At 67.7% G+C, this 20,162-nt stretch carries 19 protein-coding genes and 1 tRNA gene; 13 read left to right on the plus strand and 7 right to left on the minus strand.

Annotation, left to right across the window (positions count from 1 at the left end; all coding sequences use genetic code 11):
- Window positions 1–45: 45 nt before the first annotated feature.
- The 4 genes from ACFY3V_RS25720 to ACFY3V_RS25735 all read right to left on the minus strand — a co-directional run bounded on the left by ACFY3V_RS25720 (window position 46) and on the right by ACFY3V_RS25735 (window position 3,660).
- On the minus strand, window positions 46–1,155 hold the full coding sequence (locus ACFY3V_RS25720; protein WP_350946112.1) for a helix-turn-helix domain-containing protein: 1,110 nt from the start codon (window positions 1,153–1,155) through the stop codon (window positions 46–48).
- A gap of 355 nt (window positions 1,156–1,510) precedes the next feature.
- Window positions 1,511–1,993 (minus strand): DUF350 domain-containing protein, encoded by a 483-nt coding sequence (locus ACFY3V_RS25725; protein WP_362902328.1) that lies wholly within the window; start codon window positions 1,991–1,993, stop codon window positions 1,511–1,513.
- A 22-nt stretch (window positions 1,994–2,015) separates the two neighbouring features.
- Entirely contained in the window at window positions 2,016–3,176 is a 1,161-nt protein-coding gene (locus ACFY3V_RS25730; RefSeq protein WP_362902326.1) for a glutathionylspermidine synthase family protein, read from the minus strand.
- Window positions 3,177–3,231: 55 nt separating this feature from the next.
- The gene (locus ACFY3V_RS25735; RefSeq protein ID WP_389776870.1) at window positions 3,232–3,660 is read right to left on the minus strand and encodes a hypothetical protein; all 429 of its coding nucleotides are present in this window, start codon (window positions 3,658–3,660) and stop codon (window positions 3,232–3,234) included.
- 160 nt (window positions 3,661–3,820) lie between these two features.
- On the opposite strand from ACFY3V_RS25735, the gene ACFY3V_RS25740 reads away from it, so the two are divergent.
- Window positions 3,821–5,680 (plus strand): protein kinase, encoded by a 1,860-nt coding sequence (locus ACFY3V_RS25740; protein ID WP_389776873.1) that lies wholly within the window; start codon window positions 3,821–3,823, stop codon window positions 5,678–5,680.
- A gap of 212 nt (window positions 5,681–5,892) precedes the next feature.
- Here the strand turns inward: ACFY3V_RS25740 and ACFY3V_RS25745 are convergent, their stop codons facing one another.
- Window positions 5,893–7,461 (minus strand): alpha/beta hydrolase, encoded by a 1,569-nt coding sequence (locus tag ACFY3V_RS25745; RefSeq protein ID WP_362902322.1) that lies wholly within the window; start codon window positions 7,459–7,461, stop codon window positions 5,893–5,895.
- Between the two features lie 93 nt (window positions 7,462–7,554).
- Complete coding sequence (gene aceE / locus ACFY3V_RS25750; protein ID WP_362902320.1) at window positions 7,555–10,302, minus strand: pyruvate dehydrogenase (acetyl-transferring), homodimeric type; 2,748 nt, start codon at window positions 10,300–10,302, stop codon at window positions 7,555–7,557.
- A gap of 850 nt (window positions 10,303–11,152) precedes the next feature.
- Between aceE and ACFY3V_RS25755 the strand changes: the two genes are divergently transcribed.
- From ACFY3V_RS25755 to ACFY3V_RS25810, 12 genes are all read left to right on the plus strand, one after another.
- Window positions 11,153–11,560 (plus strand): secondary thiamine-phosphate synthase enzyme YjbQ, encoded by a 408-nt coding sequence (locus tag ACFY3V_RS25755; RefSeq protein ID WP_362902318.1) that lies wholly within the window; start codon window positions 11,153–11,155, stop codon window positions 11,558–11,560.
- A gap of 123 nt (window positions 11,561–11,683) precedes the next feature.
- Window positions 11,684–12,112, plus strand: coding sequence for a DUF3052 domain-containing protein (locus ACFY3V_RS25760; protein ID WP_329084203.1), 429 nt, complete (start codon window positions 11,684–11,686; stop codon window positions 12,110–12,112).
- Between the two features lie 83 nt (window positions 12,113–12,195).
- Entirely contained in the window at window positions 12,196–12,654 is a 459-nt protein-coding gene (locus ACFY3V_RS25765) for a peroxiredoxin (RefSeq protein ID WP_362902316.1), read from the plus strand.
- A 62-nt stretch (window positions 12,655–12,716) separates the two neighbouring features.
- Window positions 12,717–13,034, plus strand: coding sequence for a hypothetical protein (locus tag ACFY3V_RS25770; RefSeq protein WP_362902314.1), 318 nt, complete (start codon window positions 12,717–12,719; stop codon window positions 13,032–13,034).
- Between the two features lie 170 nt (window positions 13,035–13,204).
- A complete protein-coding gene (locus ACFY3V_RS25775; protein WP_362902312.1) occupies window positions 13,205–14,272 on the plus strand; it encodes an ROK family protein in 1,068 nt (355 codons plus the stop codon).
- Between the two features lie 32 nt (window positions 14,273–14,304).
- A tRNA-Val gene (locus ACFY3V_RS25780) sits at window positions 14,305–14,379 on the plus strand.
- A gap of 460 nt (window positions 14,380–14,839) precedes the next feature.
- Window positions 14,840–15,286 carry a hypothetical protein gene (locus ACFY3V_RS25785; protein WP_362902310.1) on the plus strand — a complete coding sequence of 149 codons (447 nt, stop codon included), beginning with the start codon at window positions 14,840–14,842 and terminating at the stop codon, window positions 15,284–15,286.
- Between the two features lie 56 nt (window positions 15,287–15,342).
- A complete protein-coding gene (locus ACFY3V_RS25790) occupies window positions 15,343–17,412 on the plus strand; it encodes a hypothetical protein (protein WP_362924963.1) in 2,070 nt (689 codons plus the stop codon).
- Window positions 17,409–17,543 (plus strand): hypothetical protein, encoded by a 135-nt coding sequence (locus tag ACFY3V_RS25795; protein WP_362902306.1) that lies wholly within the window; start codon window positions 17,409–17,411, stop codon window positions 17,541–17,543. Before ACFY3V_RS25790 ends, ACFY3V_RS25795 begins: the two co-directional genes overlap by 4 nt.
- A gap of 123 nt (window positions 17,544–17,666) precedes the next feature.
- Entirely contained in the window at window positions 17,667–18,266 is a 600-nt protein-coding gene (locus tag ACFY3V_RS25800) for a hypothetical protein (protein ID WP_362902304.1), read from the plus strand.
- Between the two features lie 8 nt (window positions 18,267–18,274).
- Window positions 18,275–18,598: a type II toxin-antitoxin system RelE/ParE family toxin gene (locus ACFY3V_RS25805; RefSeq protein ID WP_362902302.1), complete on the plus strand. Its 324-nt coding sequence runs from the start codon at window positions 18,275–18,277 to the stop codon at window positions 18,596–18,598.
- Window positions 18,598–18,936 carry a helix-turn-helix domain-containing protein gene (locus ACFY3V_RS25810; RefSeq protein ID WP_389776884.1) on the plus strand — a complete coding sequence of 113 codons (339 nt, stop codon included), beginning with the start codon at window positions 18,598–18,600 and terminating at the stop codon, window positions 18,934–18,936. The genes ACFY3V_RS25805 and ACFY3V_RS25810 overlap by 1 nt, the downstream gene beginning before the upstream one ends.
- A 158-nt stretch (window positions 18,937–19,094) precedes the next feature.
- Here ACFY3V_RS25810 and ACFY3V_RS25815 read toward each other — a convergent pair whose 3' ends face one another.
- Complete coding sequence (locus ACFY3V_RS25815; RefSeq protein WP_389776887.1) at window positions 19,095–20,030, minus strand: leucine-rich repeat domain-containing protein; 936 nt, start codon at window positions 20,028–20,030, stop codon at window positions 19,095–19,097.
- Between the last annotated feature and the right edge of the window lie 132 nt (window positions 20,031–20,162).

Genomic DNA, 20,162 nt, shown 5'->3' on the forward strand with positions numbered 1-20,162 from the left:
TAGGGAACCTACAGCGGGAGTTTCGCGGAGATTAAGTAAAGGATTCTAGGTTACCGGCGTCTCCGACAGGCGCCCGAGAATCAGTCCCACCTGGAGGGTGAAGGCGGATCGCCCCTCGGTCGGCTGATAGCCGGTCAGTTCCGTGATCTTACGCAGACGGTAGCGCACCGTGTTCGGATGGACGAAAAGCAGGCGGGCCGTCGCTTCCAGGGACGTGCCCTGTTCCAGGTAGGTCGCGAGGGTGTCGAGGAGCGGTGTGCCGATCAGCGGCAGATAGACGTTCTCGATCAGCTGTGCCCTGGCGTCGCCGTCGCCGTCGATGGCCCGTTCGGCCAGCAGGTCCTCAGCGTGAACCGGCCTGGGCGCGTCCGGCCATCCCGCGGCGGCTCGCAGCCCGGCCATCGCCGCCCGCGCCGAACTCGCGGCCGAGTGCAGGTCGGCGACCTCGGGCCCGATCACGATCGGACCGGCGCCGAAACGCGGCACCACGTGCCTGGCCGCCGCGGCGACGCTGTCCGCCCCACCCACGATCACGATCAACCGGTCGCCCTGCACCCCGGCCAGCATGTCCAGGCCCGACCTGCGGCCCCGGTCGCGCAGCGCGTCGATGACCGCCTGCGGGTCGTCGTCGGGGGTCTGCCCGGCCAGCACCACGACGGGGGCGGAGGTCCAGCCGAGCGCGGCGGCCCACGAGTGCAGGCCGTCGTCGACCTCGCCCCTGACCAGGGCGTCCACGATCAGCGCCTCCAGCCGTGCGTCCCAGGCCCCGCGAGCCTCGGCCTCACGCGCGTACACCTGCGCGGCGGCGAAGGCGACGTCGCGGGTGTAGCGGAGCATCGCCTGCTGGAGCTGGTGCTCCCCGCCGGGCGCCGCCAGCTCTCCGGTCTGCGCCTCGACCACCTCGACCACGACCCGCACGATGTCGACGGTCTGCTGCAGCGAGATGGACCGCTTCAGCTCCCTGGGCGCGGTGCCGAAGAACTCGATGCTGGGCGTCGGGCGGCCCTCACCGGCGTGCTGGAACCACTCCACGAACGCGGCGATCCCGGCCTGGGCGACCAGCCCGACCCAGGACCTGTCCTCCGCCGACAGGGCGCGAAACCACATCAGCCGGTCGTCCATGCGGGACATGGCGGCCGTGCCCAGCGTGCCCATGGCCCGCTCCAGCCGGCGCGTGGTGTCCTCCCGGATCCGGTCGGAGTCGGGATCCCTCCCGTCCTCCCCGGTCACGACGTCGCTGTGCCTGAACGTTCGCTCGTTCCGCTCCCTCACGCCACTAAGAGTGCCAGGTCGCGGGAGATGCGCCAGCCGCGGCTCCGGACAGCGTACGCTCCCCGATCTTGTACGTCCCGCACGACCAGGGCGCGAGCGTACGCCACGATCCCGTTCCGCGCGCCCGTGGTCACCCTCTCGGAGCCGGGCGTCGTCATCGTCTCCTGTTCCGCGCGCCCGTGTCCCGTACGCCCACCGGGATGTGAACGTACGGAGGGTGGGCGGGTCGGACGAGGGCTCAGACGACCGCGACGGCGGTGATCAGGCCGATGGCGAGGTGGGTGACCGCGAGCAGCCGGGCGCCCGGCTGAAGCTCCGGCTCGGTGACCAGCTCGCGCACCGAGATGCCCGCCACCTTGTCGAACGCGACCATCGCCACGGTCTGCACGGCGATGCCGACCAGGCCGAAGACCAGCGTCGCGAGCAGGCCCTCCTGCAGGGCGCCGCCCGAGGACCAGATGGAGGCCGCCACGATCAGCCCGACGGCCGCCAGCCCTGAGCCGGCGAGCAGGGTGGCGTTGGGATTGCGCCCCTCCTTGATGAGCTTGCCGAGCCTGCCGGGGGTGACCATGTCGATCACGTAGAAACCGACGATGAGCAGGATCACGCCGAGCGCGGCGTACGAGACGATCGCGAGCGCGCCGCGCCCGAGGACCTCGGCGAGCGAGAGCGCCTCGGCACCGGGCACGACGGGGACGGGTGGCACGGGGGTGGGACTCATGTGTGGTTTCTCTTTCCGGGACTCAGAGTTCGATGCGGTGCGGGACGAATGACGACGTGTCGTCGGTGATGAACCCCGAGGTCTCGCGGATGCCGGCACCCGCCGCCTCGTCGTGGACGACCCAGGCGCCGAGGACGGGACGCCAGCCCTCGAAGACGGGCAGCGCCTGGAACTCCTGGTAGACGTACCCCTCGGCGCCGTAGCCGCCGAGGGTCTCGACGTGCTCGCCGGGGGTGACGATCCGCATGTTGGCGCCCTCGCGGCCGAGCAGCGGCTTGACGATGTAGGAGGACATGTCGCGGGGGCCGTCGAGGTAGGCGGGCAGCAGGTTCGGGTGTCCCGGGTACAGCTCCCAGAGCACCGCGAGCAGCGCCTTGTTGGACAGCAGCATCTTCCACAGCGGTTCGATCCAGGTCGTCGAGACCTGCTGGCGCACCGCCCGCGTCCCGAACGGGTCGGCGACCGCCCACTCCCACGGGTACAGCTTGCAGAGCGAGCGGATCACCCTGCGCTCCATGTCGACGAAGCGGAGGTTGAGGTCGTCCCAGCCGATGTCCTCCATCGCGACCGCGACGGTCTTGAGCCCGGCCTGGTCGGCGGTCTCCTGCAGATAGGCGAGGGTCATCACCTCCTCGCCCGAGGTGTCCATGTTGGTCCAGGCGAAGTGCGTGGGCCCGGTGGGCAGGCCGGTCGAGATCTGCTGCCACCTGGCGATCAGCCGCTCGTGGATGGAGTTCCACTGGTCGTCGTCCGGGTAGCGGTCGCGCAGCCAGAACCACTGCACCACCGAACTCTCCAGGAGGCTGGTGGGGGTGTCGGCGTTGTACTCCAGCAGCTTGGCGGGGCCGGTCCCGTCGTAGCGCAGGTCGAAGCGGCCGAACAGGTGCGGGTCGTTACGCTCCCAGGAGGCGGCGATCTCGGGGGCCACCCACGGCGGGATCGCGAACTCGGCGTAGCGGCCCTTGGCGATGACGTGCTCCACGGCGTTCAGGCACATCCGGTGCAGGTCCTCGACCTGGTTCTCCAGGTCGAGGACCTCGTCCATGGAGAAGACGTACTGGACGGTCTCGTCCCAGTACGGACGGTCAAGGCCCTCGGGATGGGCCGAGCGGTGGTAGGCCAGGCCGTGGCCCTCGATGACGCTCTCCCAGTCGTCGCGAGGGAGGGAGGTCTCGCGTCTCATCTCCTGCTCACCTGTCGCTCACCTGTGGTTCGTCGGCTTGCTCATCGGCGCCGGATCAGCTCCCGCCACCCGATCCGCTTCGGCCACCGAAACCACCCCGCTGGATCACCGTGCCCTTGCGGCTGGTGATCTGGACGTCCGAGGGACGCACGGTGGTGCCCTGCCGGATGTGGGAGCCGGACCTGACGCCTCCGTAGTACCAGCCGTAGGCGCCCCGCGATCCGTGGTAGCGCCTGTCGTCGTCGCAGAGGTCCTCGTCCACGATCGCGTAGCTGCCGTCCGGCTGGCGGTTGTTGAGGTCGACGCACTCGGCGCCCACCTCCTCGTAGTCCGACGTGGAGCAGGAGGAGACGAGAAGCATCGAGACGACACCGATTCCGGTGATGGCGATCGCTCTGGAGGCCTTGAAGCCCGAGGGCTTGGAAGGCGTCTTGCCATGGGGACCTGGTGGTGTGGCCCGTGGGGGTTGTGGTCGCGCGGCCATCGAGCTCCAATGAGATGCGTCGCCACAGGGTATCGATGTGCTTTTGTCTGTTCAACCGATCTCTGGTTCTTTCGGGGGAATCGCCGCCCCCCGCGCGGGGGGCGAGGTGAGCCGCACCGGCCCTGACGAGACAGCCGATCATCGCCCGTCCGGGTGTGTAATGTTCTGGCAAAGCGCGGTGGACGAGGGGTGCGCGGTGCCGGAGATCAGACCGTTGCGGCCGGGGGATCCGCCGCGACTGGGCAGGTACGAGCTCAAGGGCAGACTGGGGGAGGGCGGGCAGGGGGTCGTCTATCTCGGCGAGTCCGAGGACGGTGAGCGGGTGGCCGTCAAGCTGTTGCACGTGCGCTTCACCGAGGAGGCCCACGCGCGCTCCCGTTTCGCCCGCGAGCTGGCGGCGGCCGGCCGGGTGGCCGCCTTCTGCACCGCCCGGGTGCTCGCCGCCGACCTCGACGGTGAGACGCCCTACATCGCGAGCGAGCTGATCGAGGGGCCCTCGCTGCGCCAGGTGGTCGAACGCGAGGGACCGCTGACCGGGGAGGCTCTCGAACGCCTCGCGATCGGCACCGCCACCGCGCTGACCGCGATCCACCACGCGGGCATCGCGCACCGCGACTTCAAGCCCGACAACGTCATGCTCGCCACCGACGGCCCCAGGGTCGTCGACTTCGGCATCGCGAAGATCATCGATGAGAGCGGGACGATCACCACCCGCGCGGTCGGCACCCCCGCCTACATGGCCCCCGAGCAGATCGCCGGTGAGCGGGTGGGTTTTCCCGCCGACGTGTTCGCCTGGGGCTCGACCATCGTCTTCACCGCCACCGGGAAGGCTCCCTTCGGGAGCGACACGATCGTGGCGACGCTCAACCGGGTGATCAACCACGAGGCCGACCTGAACGGCCTGCCCGACGGGCTACGCGACGTCGTCGCGGCCTGCCTGAACAAGGATCAGCGGCTCAGGCCCACCTCGGACGTGCTGCTGAAGCGCCTGCTCGGCCACCCGGTGGACGAGGCGGAGACCCCGGAGGCCTCGGAGGAGGAGCTGGCCGAGGGCGCGCAGGCCGCCACCGGGGACCTGACCCGGCCCGAAGAGCCCGCCGCGCCCACGCGGCGCCGCCCGGTGGTCCTCGGCGCGATCGCCGTCGGGGTCGCCGTCCTCGGCGTGGCGGGTGCCCTGCTGGGCCTCCCGTTCGGGAGCACGCCGCCCGGCCAGGCCGAACCCTCCCGCCCACCGGCGGCCGGCCCTGCGACGGCGACCCCGCGGGTCTCCACCGGCTCGCCCCTGCTCGACCGCATCGGGGAGACCCGCAGGCTCCGCGTGGGGTTCAGGGAGGGCCTGCCGGGCATCTCGCTGGGCAGGCCGCCCCGGGGATTCGAGGCCGACCTGGCCGCCCACATCGCGAAAGAGCTGAAGGTGCCCGACGACGGGCTCAGGTTCGTGTCGGTGGTGGGGTACGACGGTCGTGAGGAGGCGGTGGAGAAGGGCAGGGCCGACCTCGTGATCGCCAACTTCTCGATCGACAACGCCGATCGCCGCCGCGTCGCCTTCGCGGGCCCGTACTATCTCGCCCACCGCGACGCGCTGGTGCGTACCGGCGCGAGGATCGACGGTCTCAAGGACCTGCGCGGCAGGAGGATCTGCCTGTCACCTGGTCAGACCACGGGCACGATGATCCGCGACAGGGGCGTCGACTTCGTCGCGGTACGGGCGGATGACCCCGCGCAGTGCGCGTCCCAGGTGGCCGACGGCCGAGCCGACGCCATGGTCGGGGACGACCTGCTGATCGCCGGCTTCGGTGCCCGCCTGCGTGACGTCAAGGTCGAGATCGCCGGGATCAGGCTCACCTCGGAGAGGTACGGCGTCGCGCTCAGGCGTGGCGACCCGGTGGCCTGCCGGAAGATCAACGAAGTGATCGCGTCGATGTACGAGGACGGGACGATGAAGCGTCTGCTCGAAAAGCACCTGGGCCGGGTCGGTTTCCGCTTCGAGACCGCCCGGCCCCGTCCGGAGACCTGCTGAACCGTCCGCCTTCGACCGCAGTCCTCTCCCCGAGCCCCGCCGAGCCCGTTCGCCTCCGACCGCGCTCCTCACCGCCGCCCTGTCTCCCGCGAGGGCGAGCGACGTCTCCGCGAGGGCGGGCGATGTCTCCGCGAGGGCGGGCGATGTCTCCCGCGAGGGCGGGCGACGCGCGGGAAGGCGTGACCGCGCGGCCCGCCCGCGGGCCCGCCGCGTCACGAACCGTCGCAGACGGTCCCCCTGGCAGGGACCTTCCCGTCGATGAGGTAGGCGTCGGTCAGCTTCTTGACGCAGGTGTCACCGGACAGGTAGGCGCCGTGCCCCTCGCCCCTGTAGGTCACCAGCACCCCCGTCCGAAGCTCCCCCGTCAGCTTCGGAGCCCACTCGTACGGCGTGGCGGGGTCGCCGGTGCCGCCGATGACCAGGATCGGCGCCGAGCCCGTGGCGTTGATCCGCCTCGCCTCGTCGTTGCCGGGAACCGGCCACATCGAGCAGATCAGGCCCATCCCCGCGCCGCCGAACAGCGGGGAGACCTTCATCGTCTCGTCCTCCAGCGCGTTCAGCTGCTCGGGGGTGGGGCGTTCTGCGGTGTCCACGCAGCTGATCGCGGGGAAGCTGCTCATGAGCGTCGTGTAGCTCCCGTCGGGCTGACGGCCGTTGTAGCTGTCGGCCAGGGCCAGCAGGATCCGACCGTCACCCTTCATCGCCTGGCCCAGCGCCTGGTCCAGCAGCGGCCAGGTCAGCTTCGAGTACAGCGCGGCGGCGATGCCGACGCCCGCCAGCCCCTGGGTCAGGAGACGCTTGCCGACCTTGAGCGGTTTGTCGTTCAGCTCGTCCATGAGCTTCGTCACGTTCTTGTTCGCGATGGTCGCGTCGCTGCCGATCTCACACTCGCGGGGCTGCTTCACACAGTCCTTCAGGAAGGCGTCATAGGCGTGCTGGAACCCCTTCGTCTGGACCATCGTGCGCGTCGCCATGGAGACGCTCGGATCCAGCGGGGCGTCCAGCACGAACCGTCCCACGTTCTGCGGGAATTTCGTCGCGTAGACCGCGCCGAGCTGCGTCCCGTACGAGATGCCGAAGTAGTCCAGTTGCTTCTCGCCCAGGGCCGCGCGGAGACGGTCCATGTCCGCGGCGGCGTTCACCGTGCCGATGTAGGGCAGCAGCCTGCCCGAGGTCTGCTGACAGGCCGTCACGAACTCCTTGGTGATCTCCCGGCTCCTGGCGCGCTCCTCCTCGTTGGCGGGCAGGGTGTCCATCGAGGTGAACCTGTCCATCACCGCGCTGTCGCCGCACCGGACACCTGAGCTTTCGCCGACGCCTCGCGGGTCGAAGCTGACCAGGTCGAAGCGGCTGTTCAGGGTGGTGAACGCCTTGGCGGCCTGGGCCATGGTCTCGACACCCGAGGCGCCGGGGCCGCCGAAGTTGAAGACCAGCGAGCCGATCCGCCTGCCGGGGTCGGTGGCCCTGACACGGATGACGGCCATCTCGATGGAGTCGCCGTCCGGGTTGGCGTAGTCGAGCGGGACCCTGAGTTTCCCGCACTGCTGCGCGGAGTTGGGCTGGGGGGTCTCACCGCCAGGCCGCCTGAGCCCGGTGCACGGACCCCAGGTGATCGCCTCCGCGGGGGCGGAGGTGGCGGTCGGGTCGGACGTGCCCGAGACGACCTCGCCTCCGACGAGCCCGCCCGGGAGGGAACCGTCCCCGCCGGGTCCGCCACCGCAGGCGGAGAGCACGGTTGACAGGGCCGTGACCGTCGCGGCCGCCCTAAGGATTGTTGCCATGAAACGCTCTCCCCTGGAATCGTTCGCCGGGGGGAGCGTTCAACACTAACCGGGCGGGCCCTCCATGGAAAAGGAGAACCCGCCCGGGAACGATCAAACTCCCATGGACTGGGTGTCGTTGCTCTCGGCGCCCGCGGCCTCGGTCACGCCGTTCTTCAGGTGATACATGGAGATGGCGTCGCCCAGCACCTCCTGGTCGAGCTCACCCCTGTTGACCAGCTGGGTGAGCACGGCCAGGGTGATCGAGGCCGCGTCCACGTGGAAGTGGCGGCGCAGCGCCGACCGGGTGTCCGACAGGCCGAAGCCGTCGGTGCCGAGCGAGCTCCAGTCGCCGGGAACCCACTGGGCGATCTGGTCCTGGACCGCCCGCATGTAGTCGCTCACGCCCACGAACGGCCCCTGCGCCGACGACAGCGCCTGCGTGACGTACGGCACGCGCTTGTCGGAGTCGGGGTTGAGCAGGTTGTGCTCCTCGGCGGCGAGCGCGTCGCGGCGCAGCTCCGCCCAGGAGGTGGCCGACCAGACCTCGGCCGCCACGCCCCAGTCCTCGGCCAGCATCCGCTGGGCCTCCATCGCCCACGGCCCGGCCACGCCGGACGCGAGGATGTTGGCCTTCGGCCCGGACACGGCCGGAGCCGGGGCGAACCTGTACAGACCCTTGAGCAGACCCGCCACGTCCAGGTCCGAGGGCTCGGCGGGCTGGGGGTAGGGCTCGTTGTAGACGGTGAGGTAGTAGAAGACGTTCTCCGGCTCCTCGCCGTACATCCTCCGCAGGCCGTCCTTGACGATGTGGGCCACCTCGAACCCCCACGAGGGGTCGTACGAGACCGCGGCCGGGTTCGTCGAGGCGATCAGCGGGGTGTGGCCGTCCTCGTGCTGCAGGCCCTCGCCGTTCAGCGTGGTGCGGCCGGCGGTGGCGCCGAGCAGGAAGCCCCGGCCCATCTGGTCGGCGAGCTGCCACATCTGGTCGGCGGTGCGCTGCCAGCCGAACATCGAGTAGAAGATGTAGATCGGGATCATGTGCTCGCCGTGCGTGGCGTACGACGAGCCGACCGCGATCGTGGAGGCCATCGAGCCCGACTCGCTGATGCCCTCGTGCAGGATCTGACCCTCGGTCGACTCCTTGTACGACAGCAGCAGCTCGCGGTCGACCGCCTCGTACATCTGGCCGTGCGGTGAGTAGATCTTCGCTGTCGGGAAGATCGCGTCAAGACCGAAGGTGCGCGCCTCGTCCGGGATGATCGGCACGAACCTGTTGCCGATCTCCTTGTCGCGCATCAGGTCCTTGAGCAGGCGGACGAACGCCATGGTGGTGGCGACGTTCTGCTTGCCGGAACCCTTCTTCAGCTGCGCGTACGCGGCGTCGCCGGGAAGCGTGACCGGCTTGGCGCGCATCACGCGCTTGGGCAGGAAACCGCCCAGGGCCGCGCGGCGCTCCTTCATGTACTGGATCTCCGGGTCGTTCTCGCCCGGGTGGAAGTAGGGCGGGAGGTCGCCCTCGAGAGCGGAGTCGGGGATCGGCAGGTAGAGCCGGTCGCGGAACTCCTTCAGGTCGCTCTTGGACATCTTCTTCATCTGGTGCGTCGCGTTGCGCGCCTCGAAGTCCTTGCCGAGAGTCCAGCCCTTGATGGTCTGGGCGAGGATGACCGTCGGCTGGCCGACGTGCTCACGAGCCGCCTTGTAGGCCGCGTACACCTTGCGGTAGTCGTGGCCGCCGCGCGACAGCTTGCGGATGTCCTCGTCCGACAGGTGCTCGACCATCTTGCGCAGGCGCGGGTCGTCGCCGAAGAAGTTTTCCCTGATGTATCCGCCGGTCTCGACGGAGTATGTCTGGAACTGGCCGTCGGGGACGGTGTTCATCTTGTTGACCAGCACACCGTCGACGTCCGCCGCGAGCAGCGGGTCCCAGTCGCGACCCCAGACGACCTTGATGACGTTCCAGCCGGCGCCCCTGAAGTAGGACTCCAGCTCCTGGATGATCTTTCCGTTGCCGCGTACCGGGCCGTCGAGGCGCTGCAGGTTGCAGTTGATGACGAAGGTGAGGTTGTCGAGCTCCTCACGGGCCGCCACGCCGATCGCGCCGAGCGACTCGGGCTCGTCCATCTCGCCGTCGCCGAGGTAACACCAGACGTGACTCCGGCTGGTGTCCTTGATCTTCCGGTTCAGCAGGTAGCGGTTGAACCGGGCCTGGTAGATCGCCCCGATCGGGCCGAGACCCATGGAGACCGTGGGGAACTCCCAGAAGTCGGGCATCAGGCGGGGGTGAGGATAGGAGGGCAGCCCCCTGAACCCGTGCGAGAGCTCCTGGCGGAAGGCGTCGAGCTGTGCCTCGTTGAGGCGGCCCTCCAGGAAGGCGCGGGCGTAGATGCCCGGCGCGGCGTGGCCCTGGAAGAAGACCTGGTCTCCGGACTCGCCGTGGTCCTTGCCGCGGAAGAAGTGGTTGAAGCCCACCTCGTAGAGCGACGCGGCGGAGGCGTAGGTGGCGATGTGCCCGCCGACGTTGGTGCGGGCGTTGGCCCGGGTCACCATCACGGCCGCGTTCCAGCGTGTGTAGGCGCGGATCCGGCGCTCGACGTACTCGTCGCCGGGGAACCAGGGCTCGCGCTCCGGCGGGATGGTGTTGATGTAGTCGGTGCTGCGCAGGCCGGGCACCCCGACCTGGTGTTCACGGGCGCGCTCCAAGAGCCGGAGCATCAGATAGCGGGCCCGAGTGCGACCTTCCGTCTTGATGACGTTGTCGAGCGACTCGAGCCACTCCTGGGTCTCGCTGGGGTCGACATCAGGAAGCTGGCTGGGTAGGCCGTCGCTGATGATCGAGAAACGCTGGCGTCCGGAAGCCACTGGGTCTCGCCTTCCGAGGATGGACTTTTGTCTGGAGTAGGTCGTCTTCCATCCTGGTCGCTTACCCCGGAAAGTGCATCTCTACTTCCCGGTAACCAGGAGATCCCTGCTGGCAGTGATACGAAAGTGGCCTAGACCACCGATGGTAGGACGAATTGCCACCAAAGGTTACATCGGGGTTGCCCCTTTTTTACAGGTTCCCTCCCTGGGAATCTGGGACCCGCTGTCTGGCCTGCCTTCGTGCCCCTCGCCGGAGCCTTCCGAGCCCCTCCGCGGGGGCCCTTCGACGGTCTTCGGGGGATCGTCGAAGATCCCCCGAGGGTCTTGGAGGGACCCCGGAAGGGGAGGGTGCCCTCCTCGCCGCCGCGCGATGTGCCCGGGCGTCGTGATCGGGACCCTCACCGTATACAACGCATGATCCCCCCTGAAGGTGCCCTAACGGACGCCTCGCGTATCGTCTTTCGCTCTTTTTCCCACCATCTTTCGCATCGCCTCCTTCATAGAGCCCTGTCATGCGCCTCTCTCGCGGGGGAGACGGGCCGCGGCCCGTGAGGCTCCGTGCCGAAGTGGTAACGATTCGCGCGCCAACCGTGAGCGGTGCCGCGGCCGCCGTCGCTGTCCGGAAACGCCGCATCCGGCAGGCGTATCCCGAGCCGCCGCTCTCGTCCCGGCCCCCGCCCTGCCCGGCTCCTCCCGGTAGGGAACGGTCCATACGGGGACATTCCAGAAACCGGACACACCGCCCCCGTCCCCGTACCGACGAAGATCGGGCGGCGGCGAGGGCCGCACCTGGTCTTCCGGAGCGGGTGCGGTCGTCATCGCAGCTCACGATGGATCGTAGGATCGGTATGTGAGATCTCAGACGATCGAGGTGATAACGGGTTCCCGAGAGCGGGTGCACGACATCACCTCCGAGTGCGAGAGCTTCGTCCGGTCAAGTGGGGGCGACGGTCTGTTACACGTCTTCGTGCCCCACGCGACCGCGGGGGTCGCGCTGCTGGAGCTGGGCTCGGGCAGCGACGACGATCTGCTCGCGGCTCTGGAGAATCTGCTTCCGGCCGACGACAGATGGAGGCATGCGCACGGATCACGGGGGCATGGACGGTCGCATGTCATGCCTGCCCTCATTCCGCCGTACGCCACCGTCCCGGTTCTCGCCGGACGGCTCGCGCTGGGAACCTGGCAGTCCATCGCCATCGTGGATCTCAACGTCGACAATCTGGAACGCCAGGTCCGTTTGTCATTTTTGTCGGACTAATTCATACGTAGCCCAGTCGTTGCCGTGGCGACCGTTGACGACTGAGGGTCACAGCGTGTGGACTGTGCCGAAGCACTCTGAGCACCGTGTGATTGCGGGGCCATTCAAGCAGGAGGGACAAACGTGAGCGCGACCGCGGGTCAGGCGCAGGGCGAACGCGGCCTGGCCGAACGACTCGGCCTCAAGCCGGGTCAGGTGGTGCAGGAGGTCGGATGGGATGAGGACACCGACGACGATCTGCGCGACTCCATCGAGGAGCTGACCGGTAACGAGCTGGTCGATGAAGACTTCGAGGACGTCGTCGACGTCGTGCTGCTGTGGTGGCGTGACGGCGACGGTGATCTGTTCGACGCCCTGAGCAGCGTGGTGACCAACCTCACCGACGGTGGCCAGATCTGGCTGCTCACTCCCAAAGCCGGCCGGGACGGGCACGTGGAGCCGAGCGACATCGGGGAAGACGCCACCACTGCGGGTCTCTCGCAGACCAGCAGCATCAGTGCCGCCCCCGACTGGTCGGGGACGCGTCTGGCGACGCCCAAGGCGCGCCGCTAAGGGTCCGCCCTGCCGTACGGCTCGCGCGGGCCGTACGGCAGGATGATGACGCCTGCCGTCAGCCGAGGAAAGGAACCCCGATCATGGCGATCGAGGTGGGTGACCAGGCTCCCGACTTCGAGTTGAGGGACCAGCACGGCACCCCGGTCAAGCTTTCCGGACACCGGGGCAAAAAGATCGTGCTGATCTTCTACCCTCTGGCGTTCAGCGGCGTCTGCGGCAACGAGCTCGACGTCATCCGCGACGAGCTCATCGCCGACATGCCCGAGGACGTTAAAATTCTCACCGTCTCGGTTGACTCGACCTTCGCCCACCGCGCGTGGGCGGATCAGAAGGGCTACACCTTCTCGCTGCTCTCCGACTTTTGGCCACATGGGCAGGTCGCGCGGGCGTACGGTGTATTCGACAACGAGAAGGGCTGCGCGGAGCGCGGGACCTTCATCATCGACGGCGAGGGCGTGGTTCGCTGGCGCGTCGTGAACCCGATCTCACGGGCCCGCGACATCGCCGAGTACCGCAAGGCGCTCGCCGACCTTCCCTAAGCGGTGATCCGGCGGACGCCCGCTCACGAGTGCCCCGCCGGTCCGACCTCTCGGAGGCGATCATGCCCTGCTTCTCCTGCGGGGCCAGGCAGACCGACCCGATCCGTGGCTCCAGCCCGTGGACGCGCGGAGTGCGCCACGAGACGCAGGTGCTGATCTGCCCGGACTGCCGGCGCACCCACCAAGTCGACCTCGACACATGCCTCTCGTGCGGCTCCGTCGCGCTCATCTGCCGGTTGGGCGAGGTGGAGTGCCGATCCTGCGGCGCGGTACGCCTCGCGCGGGGCGACGACCGGCCGGCCGCCTCCCACGCCTGCGCGCCCGGCCTGGCCGATGAGGTAGAGGCCGCCCTGGCCAGGGTCCTGCGCCGGGTCCCCTGAGAACGCCCTGGCCGTTCCAGGGGCCATGGGACCGGGCGTTTCCCGGCCATATCGGGAGGTTCCTCCGAGCAACGCGCTTGGCCGTATGGGGGAGATCCCGCCATTCCGGCGCGCCCGGCGTGCGCTAAGGTCGGGCTCGGTCCCGCCCCTTCGACCCGCTGGATGGGTGCATGAGCTCCTTCGTTGTTGCCCTTGACGTCGGTGGAACGTCGATGAAGGGCGGCCTCGTCACCCGTTCCGGCGAGATCATCCGCACCGACCGCCGTGCCACCCCGCGCGACAGGGGCCCGGCGGCGGTCATCGCGACGATCCGGTCCTTCATCGACGACCTTGCCGCCGCGGAGGGCGGCACCCTCGAGGGGGTCGGACTCGCCGTACCGGGCCTGGTCACCGCCGAGGCGGCCCTGTACTCCGCCAACATCGGCTGGCGCGACGTCCCGGCCGGGGACCTCGTCCCGCTGGACGTCCCCGTCATGCTCGGGCACGACGTCCGCACGGGCGGTCTGGCCGAGAGCGTCCTCGGAGCCGGCCGTGAGCTCTCCGACTTCCTGTTCCTGCCCATCGGCACCGGCATCGCGGGCGCCACGATCCTGGGTGGCGAGCCGTACGGCGGGAGCGGCGGCTGGGCCGGCGAGATCGGCCACACCCCGGTCCACCCCGAGGGGGAACCGTGCGCCTGCGGCCAGATCGGCTGCCTGGAGACCTACGCCTCCGCCTCCGCCGTGGCCCGCCGCTACTCCACCCGCGCCGCCGCATCCCCGCCTTCCGCCCCCGCTTCCTCCTCTTTCGCTCCGGAGCCCTCCTCCACCCCTGCCTCGCCCCTCCTTGCCTCCTCTCCGCCGTCCACCTCATCCGCCACCGTCGTCCCACCCGCCTCGGTCAGCGCCGAGCGGGTCGCCGCCCTGACCGCCTCCGGTGATCCTCTCGCCGTGGAGATCTGGGACGACGCGATCGAGGCGCTCTCTCTCGCCCTGGCCACCTACACGCTTCTTCTCGACCCCTCCGCCATCGTCCTCGGCGGAGGCCTCGCGGAAGCGGGCCCCCTCCTGTCCGACCCCCTGGCCGAACGGCTCGGCAAACGCCTCGCCTTCCGCGACGCCCCGCCCCTGCGTCATGCCGCCCTGGGCATGTCCGCCGGCATGCTCGGCGCGGCCCTCCTCGGCTGGCGCGCCGCCGGCTTCACCGACGCGGGAACCACGTGGTCTCTCGATGTGCTGAAGTCCCCCCACGTGGCGTAAAGTGTTGTCCCGTCTGTCCGACGGGATTTCCCGGGCGCTTAGCTCAGCGGTAGAGCGCTCGCCTTACAAGCGAGATGTCACTGGTTCGAACCCAGTAGTGCCCACCAGCCAAAACGCCCCGTATCCGATCTTCGGAACGGGGCGTGAGTGACTAACCGGGTGACCAACTCCTGAAGATGTCGTCCATCGCCTCCGCTCCCTGCATGAGAGCGCCGGCCGGATCTGCTTCCGATAGACCGTCTCCGTGACCACCGTGTTCCGATGGCCGACGAGCCGGGAGATGTCCTCGATCGGGATGCCGGAGTCCGACAGCAGCGACACGGAGCTGTGCCGCATCTCGCAGGTGCCCACACGTTGCGGCTCTCGTCGAAGGCGACCACATGTGACCAGAGAAGCGCACACAACTCCTCAGTACGGGCACCGATCAGCAGCGAGAGCACCACGTACGCCCGCATGCGGAGCGCGGCCTGCTCCGCCAGGGCGACGATGAAACCAGCCTGCGCGAGCGTAAGCGTCTTACTCGGCTCGCAACGAGAGCGTCTCCGCCGGGTACACCAACTACTTCCTGTGGCTGGAACACCCAACCTCGCCAAGGTCCTCAAGTGCAAGGCCGAGCAGGGGTGCAAGATCCGCTTTCTCATTGGGGACTCGGACAGCGAGGTCACCCGCCGTCGTGAGGAGGTGGAGAACGTCCCGCTGACCGTCTCCACCCGCATCCGGATCACCCTCTCGGAGATCGAGCAGGTTCGGGACGTACCCGGCATCGAGGCGAGGTTCGGAGACGAGCACATCGCGATGAGCGTCTTCCGTTTCGATTCGGAGATGCTCGTGACCCCGCACCTGGCCAAGCTCGTCGGCCACGGCTCGCCGATGATGCACCTGCACCGCTATCAGGACGACGGCCTGTTCGACCGGTTCGGCTACCACGCCTCCGGGCTGTGGAACAACGGCCGGGACGTCTGGGCGGACGACCCGCGGGAGCGCACAGAGAACACGAATTCTCCAGCTCGGTAACCCTCTATGCGAATCAAGCGATCAAAGGGAGAGCATGTTCGTACGAGAGGAACAACGTGCGTGTCGAGGACCTGTCTGACGCCGAGCGTCGGGTGTGGGAGGCATTCCCACATGGGGAAGAGGTCGATTTTACAACCGGGAAACCGGATGAGGACAATCCGGCGGTGGGTGCGGTTTGGGGGACGGAACGGACGATTCGCGCTCGGGTGATCGCCACGCTGTTGATGAGCGAGGAGGTGCCACAGTCGCACCGAATCCCGGCTCTCCGAATCAAGGGAGCCCGAATCACCGAACGGATGAATCTAGCCTATTCCACCATCTGCCACTCGGCGCGCTTCCTCTCCTGCTTCTTTGAGCAGGAGCCGGGCCTTTATTGGGCGCGATGCCAGCAGATGAGTTTCAAAGGCTCTCACCTGCCGGGCCTGTCTGCCTCCAACGTGCACATGGACGGGCACTTGCGACTGGACGGTTGCGTAGCCACCGGCCTGCTGGAACTTCGCGGAGCCCAGCTTGCGGGAAGCCTCACGATGAACCGTGCGCGGATCTCCGCCCCCGACATGGCGATCGACTGTGATCGGCTCCAGACCGGCCGAGGCCTGTCCGCGAAAGGTCTCCAGGCTACAGGCCAGGTCCGGCTGTCCAGCGCGCGGGTAATCGGCGCGATGATTCTGGATGGGGCCCGCCTTACCGATGCAAGGGGGTTGCCGCTAGACATGGACGGGCTGGTCGCCGATGGGAGCGTCCTGTGCCGGGGAATGGCCGTCGCTGGGATGGTGAGCCTGCGCAACGCCCGCGTGACTGGACCGTTCAGCTTCACCGGAACCACAATTGACTATCCCGGCAAGATGGCTTTTCGCGGTTCCCGGATTACCGCCGAGGGTGGCCTGTACCTGAGTGACGGGTTCACCGCGACCGGCACGGTGCGGTTGGCCGACTCGCGGATCGACCGGGAGCTTAGCCTGAAAGATGCCCATCTGGCCTATTCGGGTGGTCGCGCGCTCCAGGCAGCGGAGCTCCAGGTCGAGGGAAGTATCGACGCGCGCGGGCTCATCGCCGAAGGGCGGGTGAACCTCACCCAAGCCCGCATCGCGGGATCACTGAACCTGGCCGGTGCGAGCCTGTCTGTCACGAATCCCGACGCGTCCACTAAAACCGCCCTCGACGCCGACGGGGTGAACATCGGCGGCAGGCTGTCATGCACCGAAGGTTTCCGCGCCGACGGTGCGCTTCGTCTCGCTGACGCGAGGATCGGTACGTTCGCTGATTTCAATGGCGCCCGCCTCAGCAATTCCGATGGGCGGGCACTCGACCTTTCTAGGACGAGCGTCGGCGGTGGGCTGGAATGCGGGCGCGGCTTCACCGCCGAAGGTGAGCTCACCTTGGTCGGAGCCCGTCTCGGTCGGCATCTGGACCTCACCGACGCGACCCTGTCCGCGCCCGGCGCTCAGGCATTGGTCGCCCGGCAACTGGAGGCCCGCGAGCTGTACCTGCGCCCGAAGCAGACGCTCGAAGGTGTTGTCGATCTGCGACACGCCCGAATCGGCGTCATCTACGACGACCCCGCCACCTGGTCGCCACGCCACCAGAACGGCCTCGTCTACGACGCCCTGGAACCGATGTTGTCCGTCACCCAACGCTTGACATGGCTGAAGGACGACCTCGACGGATACGTGCCGCAGCCGTATGAACAGCTCGCCACCACCTATCGGCGACTGGGTCACGACGTCGACGCCCGTACCGTCCTGCTGGTCAAGCAGCAGCGGCAGCGGCGACAGCACCCCAGGCTCCCGTGGCACGCCCGCGCCTGGGGATGGCTGCAGGACGTCACAGTCGGGTATGGCTACCGCCCCATCCGCGCCGCCCTGTGGTTCCTGATACTGCTCATTGCCGGCGCCGTCGTTTTCACTCTGAACAACCCGCCTCGTGCTGAACCTGGCAAGGGCCCTGCGTTCAACGCCTTTGTCTACGTTTTGGATCTTCTGTTCCCGCTGATCGACTTCGGGCAGGAAAAGGCATACCAACCCACTGGCGGTGGTCAGTGGGTCGCCTACGGCCTCGTCATCGCGGGCTGGGTGCTGGCCACCACCATCGCCACCGGCATCACTCGCGCTCTCTCACGTCAGTGACCCTAAGACGACCCGCCTGGTATCAGGACGACGGGCTGTTCGACCGGTTCGGCTACCACGCCTCAGAGCTGTGGAGCAACGGCCGGGATGTCTGGGCGGACGCCACGCGGGAGAGCACGAGTTCTAGGTGACGAATTAGACGGCAGTCACCCTGAGTGGCACTCGAGGTTTCCGGCGCTCTGTGCTTATCGGGGTCCATGGATAGGATTCGAGTGGATCATGAGATGCCTTGATCGATCCTGGTTGGAGTTGTAGTGACTCTGCAAGAGCAGTTCCCGAGAAGTTCGATCGGCGCACCGGGGCTGCCTCTGATCGGCTCGCTGACGGTCCTGGGCCTCTTACTCCTGTACGCGGGGAGTTTTCCTGGTACCGGCCCTCTGTGGATACTGCCCGTTCTTCTTGCGTTTTTCGTGCTTGGCGTGGTCTGGTTCGTGCGCCTCGCTGTGGAACTCTCCGCTCCGGAGCGGCGATCGGGAGTCAGGCGAAACCTGCTGCGCTGGATGGCGCCACTGATCATCGTGATCCCGCTGTTGGCGCTGGGTAGCCAGGGAGAGCCGGAGAGATCCAGGTTCGCGTTGTCCGAGGGGAGTTTCGAGAAGGTCGCACGGTCGGTGTTGGCGGGAGGCGCAGACTGGAAGATGGGGCCTGGAAGGCTAGGGCTGTTCGATGTCTCCTGGGCCGAACGGCATGGGAACACCGTGCGCTTCGCACTGGCCGGTGGGTGGGACGGCATCTATGAGCGTGGCGTCATATGGAGCCCGCAGGGGGAGCCCCGGTTACCCGAGGAGGAAGAATACGAGGCCGACGTCGAGCACTACCGAGGTTCCTGGTATCTGTGGAACGAGAACTTCTGAATCGATGAGTGACCAACTGGGTGATGACGGCCACGGATCGGCAGACCCTTTTGCTGATCGCTGCGGCCTTGGATCGGGTTGCTGAGGAAGGTCCCAGTCTGGGACGTCCCTTGGTGGACACACTTCAAGGGTCGACGATCCGTAACCTCAAGGAGCTGAGACCTGGATCCAGCGGGCGGAGCGAGGTGCGAATGCTCTTCGTCTTCGCCCCTTGGCGTCAAGCTGTGTTCCTGGTCGCCGGAGACAAGTCCGGCGACTGGAGCGGTTGGTATGACGTGGCGATCAAAGCGGCAGAGCTGCGTTTTGCCCGATACCTTGAGAAGAGGGAGTAGTGAGCGATCAGGCGGTGACATGGGAGGAACTGCGCGCTGAGCTCGTCCAGCCCGGTGATGAGCAGGAGGTTGCCCGACTCCGCGATGGGCTCGTGGCTCGTCAGCGCGCCTACCAACTCGCTGAAGCCAGACGCAAGCTTGGCCTGCGGCAGGAGGATGTCGCTCAGGCGATGGGCGTGTCACAGGCCCGCATCTCGCAGATCGAAAGTGGAGTGATCAGCGAAGTTGCCACCCTGGCCGCTCACGTAACGGCGCTCGGAGGTCAGCTCAAGATCGTGGCCGACTTTGGCGACTCAGCCATGGTGCTCGACACGCCTCGCGGTCGTCGTACCGGGTGATCGTGTCCACGATGGACGTCGTGGTTCTCGTGTTCTTCGCCCTGTGTGGACTTTCGCGTTACTGCCGCATCGTCTGGCCGCAGGTCGTACTTGAGTGACCGACTGGGTGACAACGATGTGGGGCGGAGTTGGGTCGCTTCAATGTCTCAAATCCGCTGTTATGTGCGGGTCAGCCGGTAGCCGTCCCGGTGGAACTCGTGGAGGGCGGCGAGGTTCTCCACCGATTCGGGCGAGACCAGCTGATTACCGCTCAGGTCGAGGACGGTGAGGGCGGTTAGGTCGCCCAGCCACTCGGGCAGGGCGGTCAGCGCGTTGTTGCTCAGATAGAGCGTGTTCAGGTGAGTGAGGCCGCCCAGCCACTCAGGGAGCGCGGTCAGCCGGTTGCTGTCCAGGAGGAGTTCTCGGAGGACGGTGAGGTTGCGGAGCGACTCAGGCAGCGCGGTCAGCTGGTTGTGGCTCAGGTTGAGCCAGACGAGGGCGGTGAGGTCGCCCAGCCACTCGGGCAGGACGGTCAGTCCGTTGCTGCTCAGATAGAGCTCGTTCAGGCGGGTGAGGTTGCCCAGCCACTCGGGAAGCGTCCCCAGGCGGAGATCGCTCAGGTCGAGGTAGGTGAGGTTGGTGAGATCGCCCAGGGTCTCGGGCAGAGCGGTCAGCTCGTTGCAGCGCAGCTCCAGGTAGGTGAGGTTGGTGAGGCCGCCCAGCCAGTCGGGCAGAGTGGTCAGTTCGTTGCACCCCAGGTCGAGCCAGGTGAGGGTAGTGAGGTCGCCCAGCCATTCGGGCAGGACGGTCAGCTCGATACCGCCCAGCTGGAGTGTGGTGAGGTTGGTGAGACCGCCCAGCCATTCGGGGAGGGCGGTCAGCTCGTTGCAGTTCAGGTCGAGGTCGGTCAGGTGAGTGAGGTCGCCCAGCCATTCGGGTAGCGAGGTCAGCTCGTTGCCGCTCAGATTGAGCTTGCTCAGGTGAGTGAGGTCGCCGAGCGACTCGGGAACCGTCTCCAGGTGGAGATCGCTCAGGTCGAGTCTGGGCCATCCGAACCGTAGGCAGTTGCTGATCCGCTCGGCGGCTATCGACTGGCCGTCTTCGGGCCTGACCATGTCTCTCCTCGTCGTTGCCGATGTCTTCGAGCTCGGCTCTGTCGTGCCAGATGCGAGAGCCGGTGACGAGGCTAGGGACCGGTACTGGGAAACGGCTTGTAGATCACTTCAACACGTTGAGGAGGAGGCCGG

The organism is Streptosporangium sp. NPDC000095, from assembly GCF_042899335.1.
GTDB lineage: Bacteria > Actinomycetota > Actinomycetes > Streptosporangiales > Streptosporangiaceae > Streptosporangium.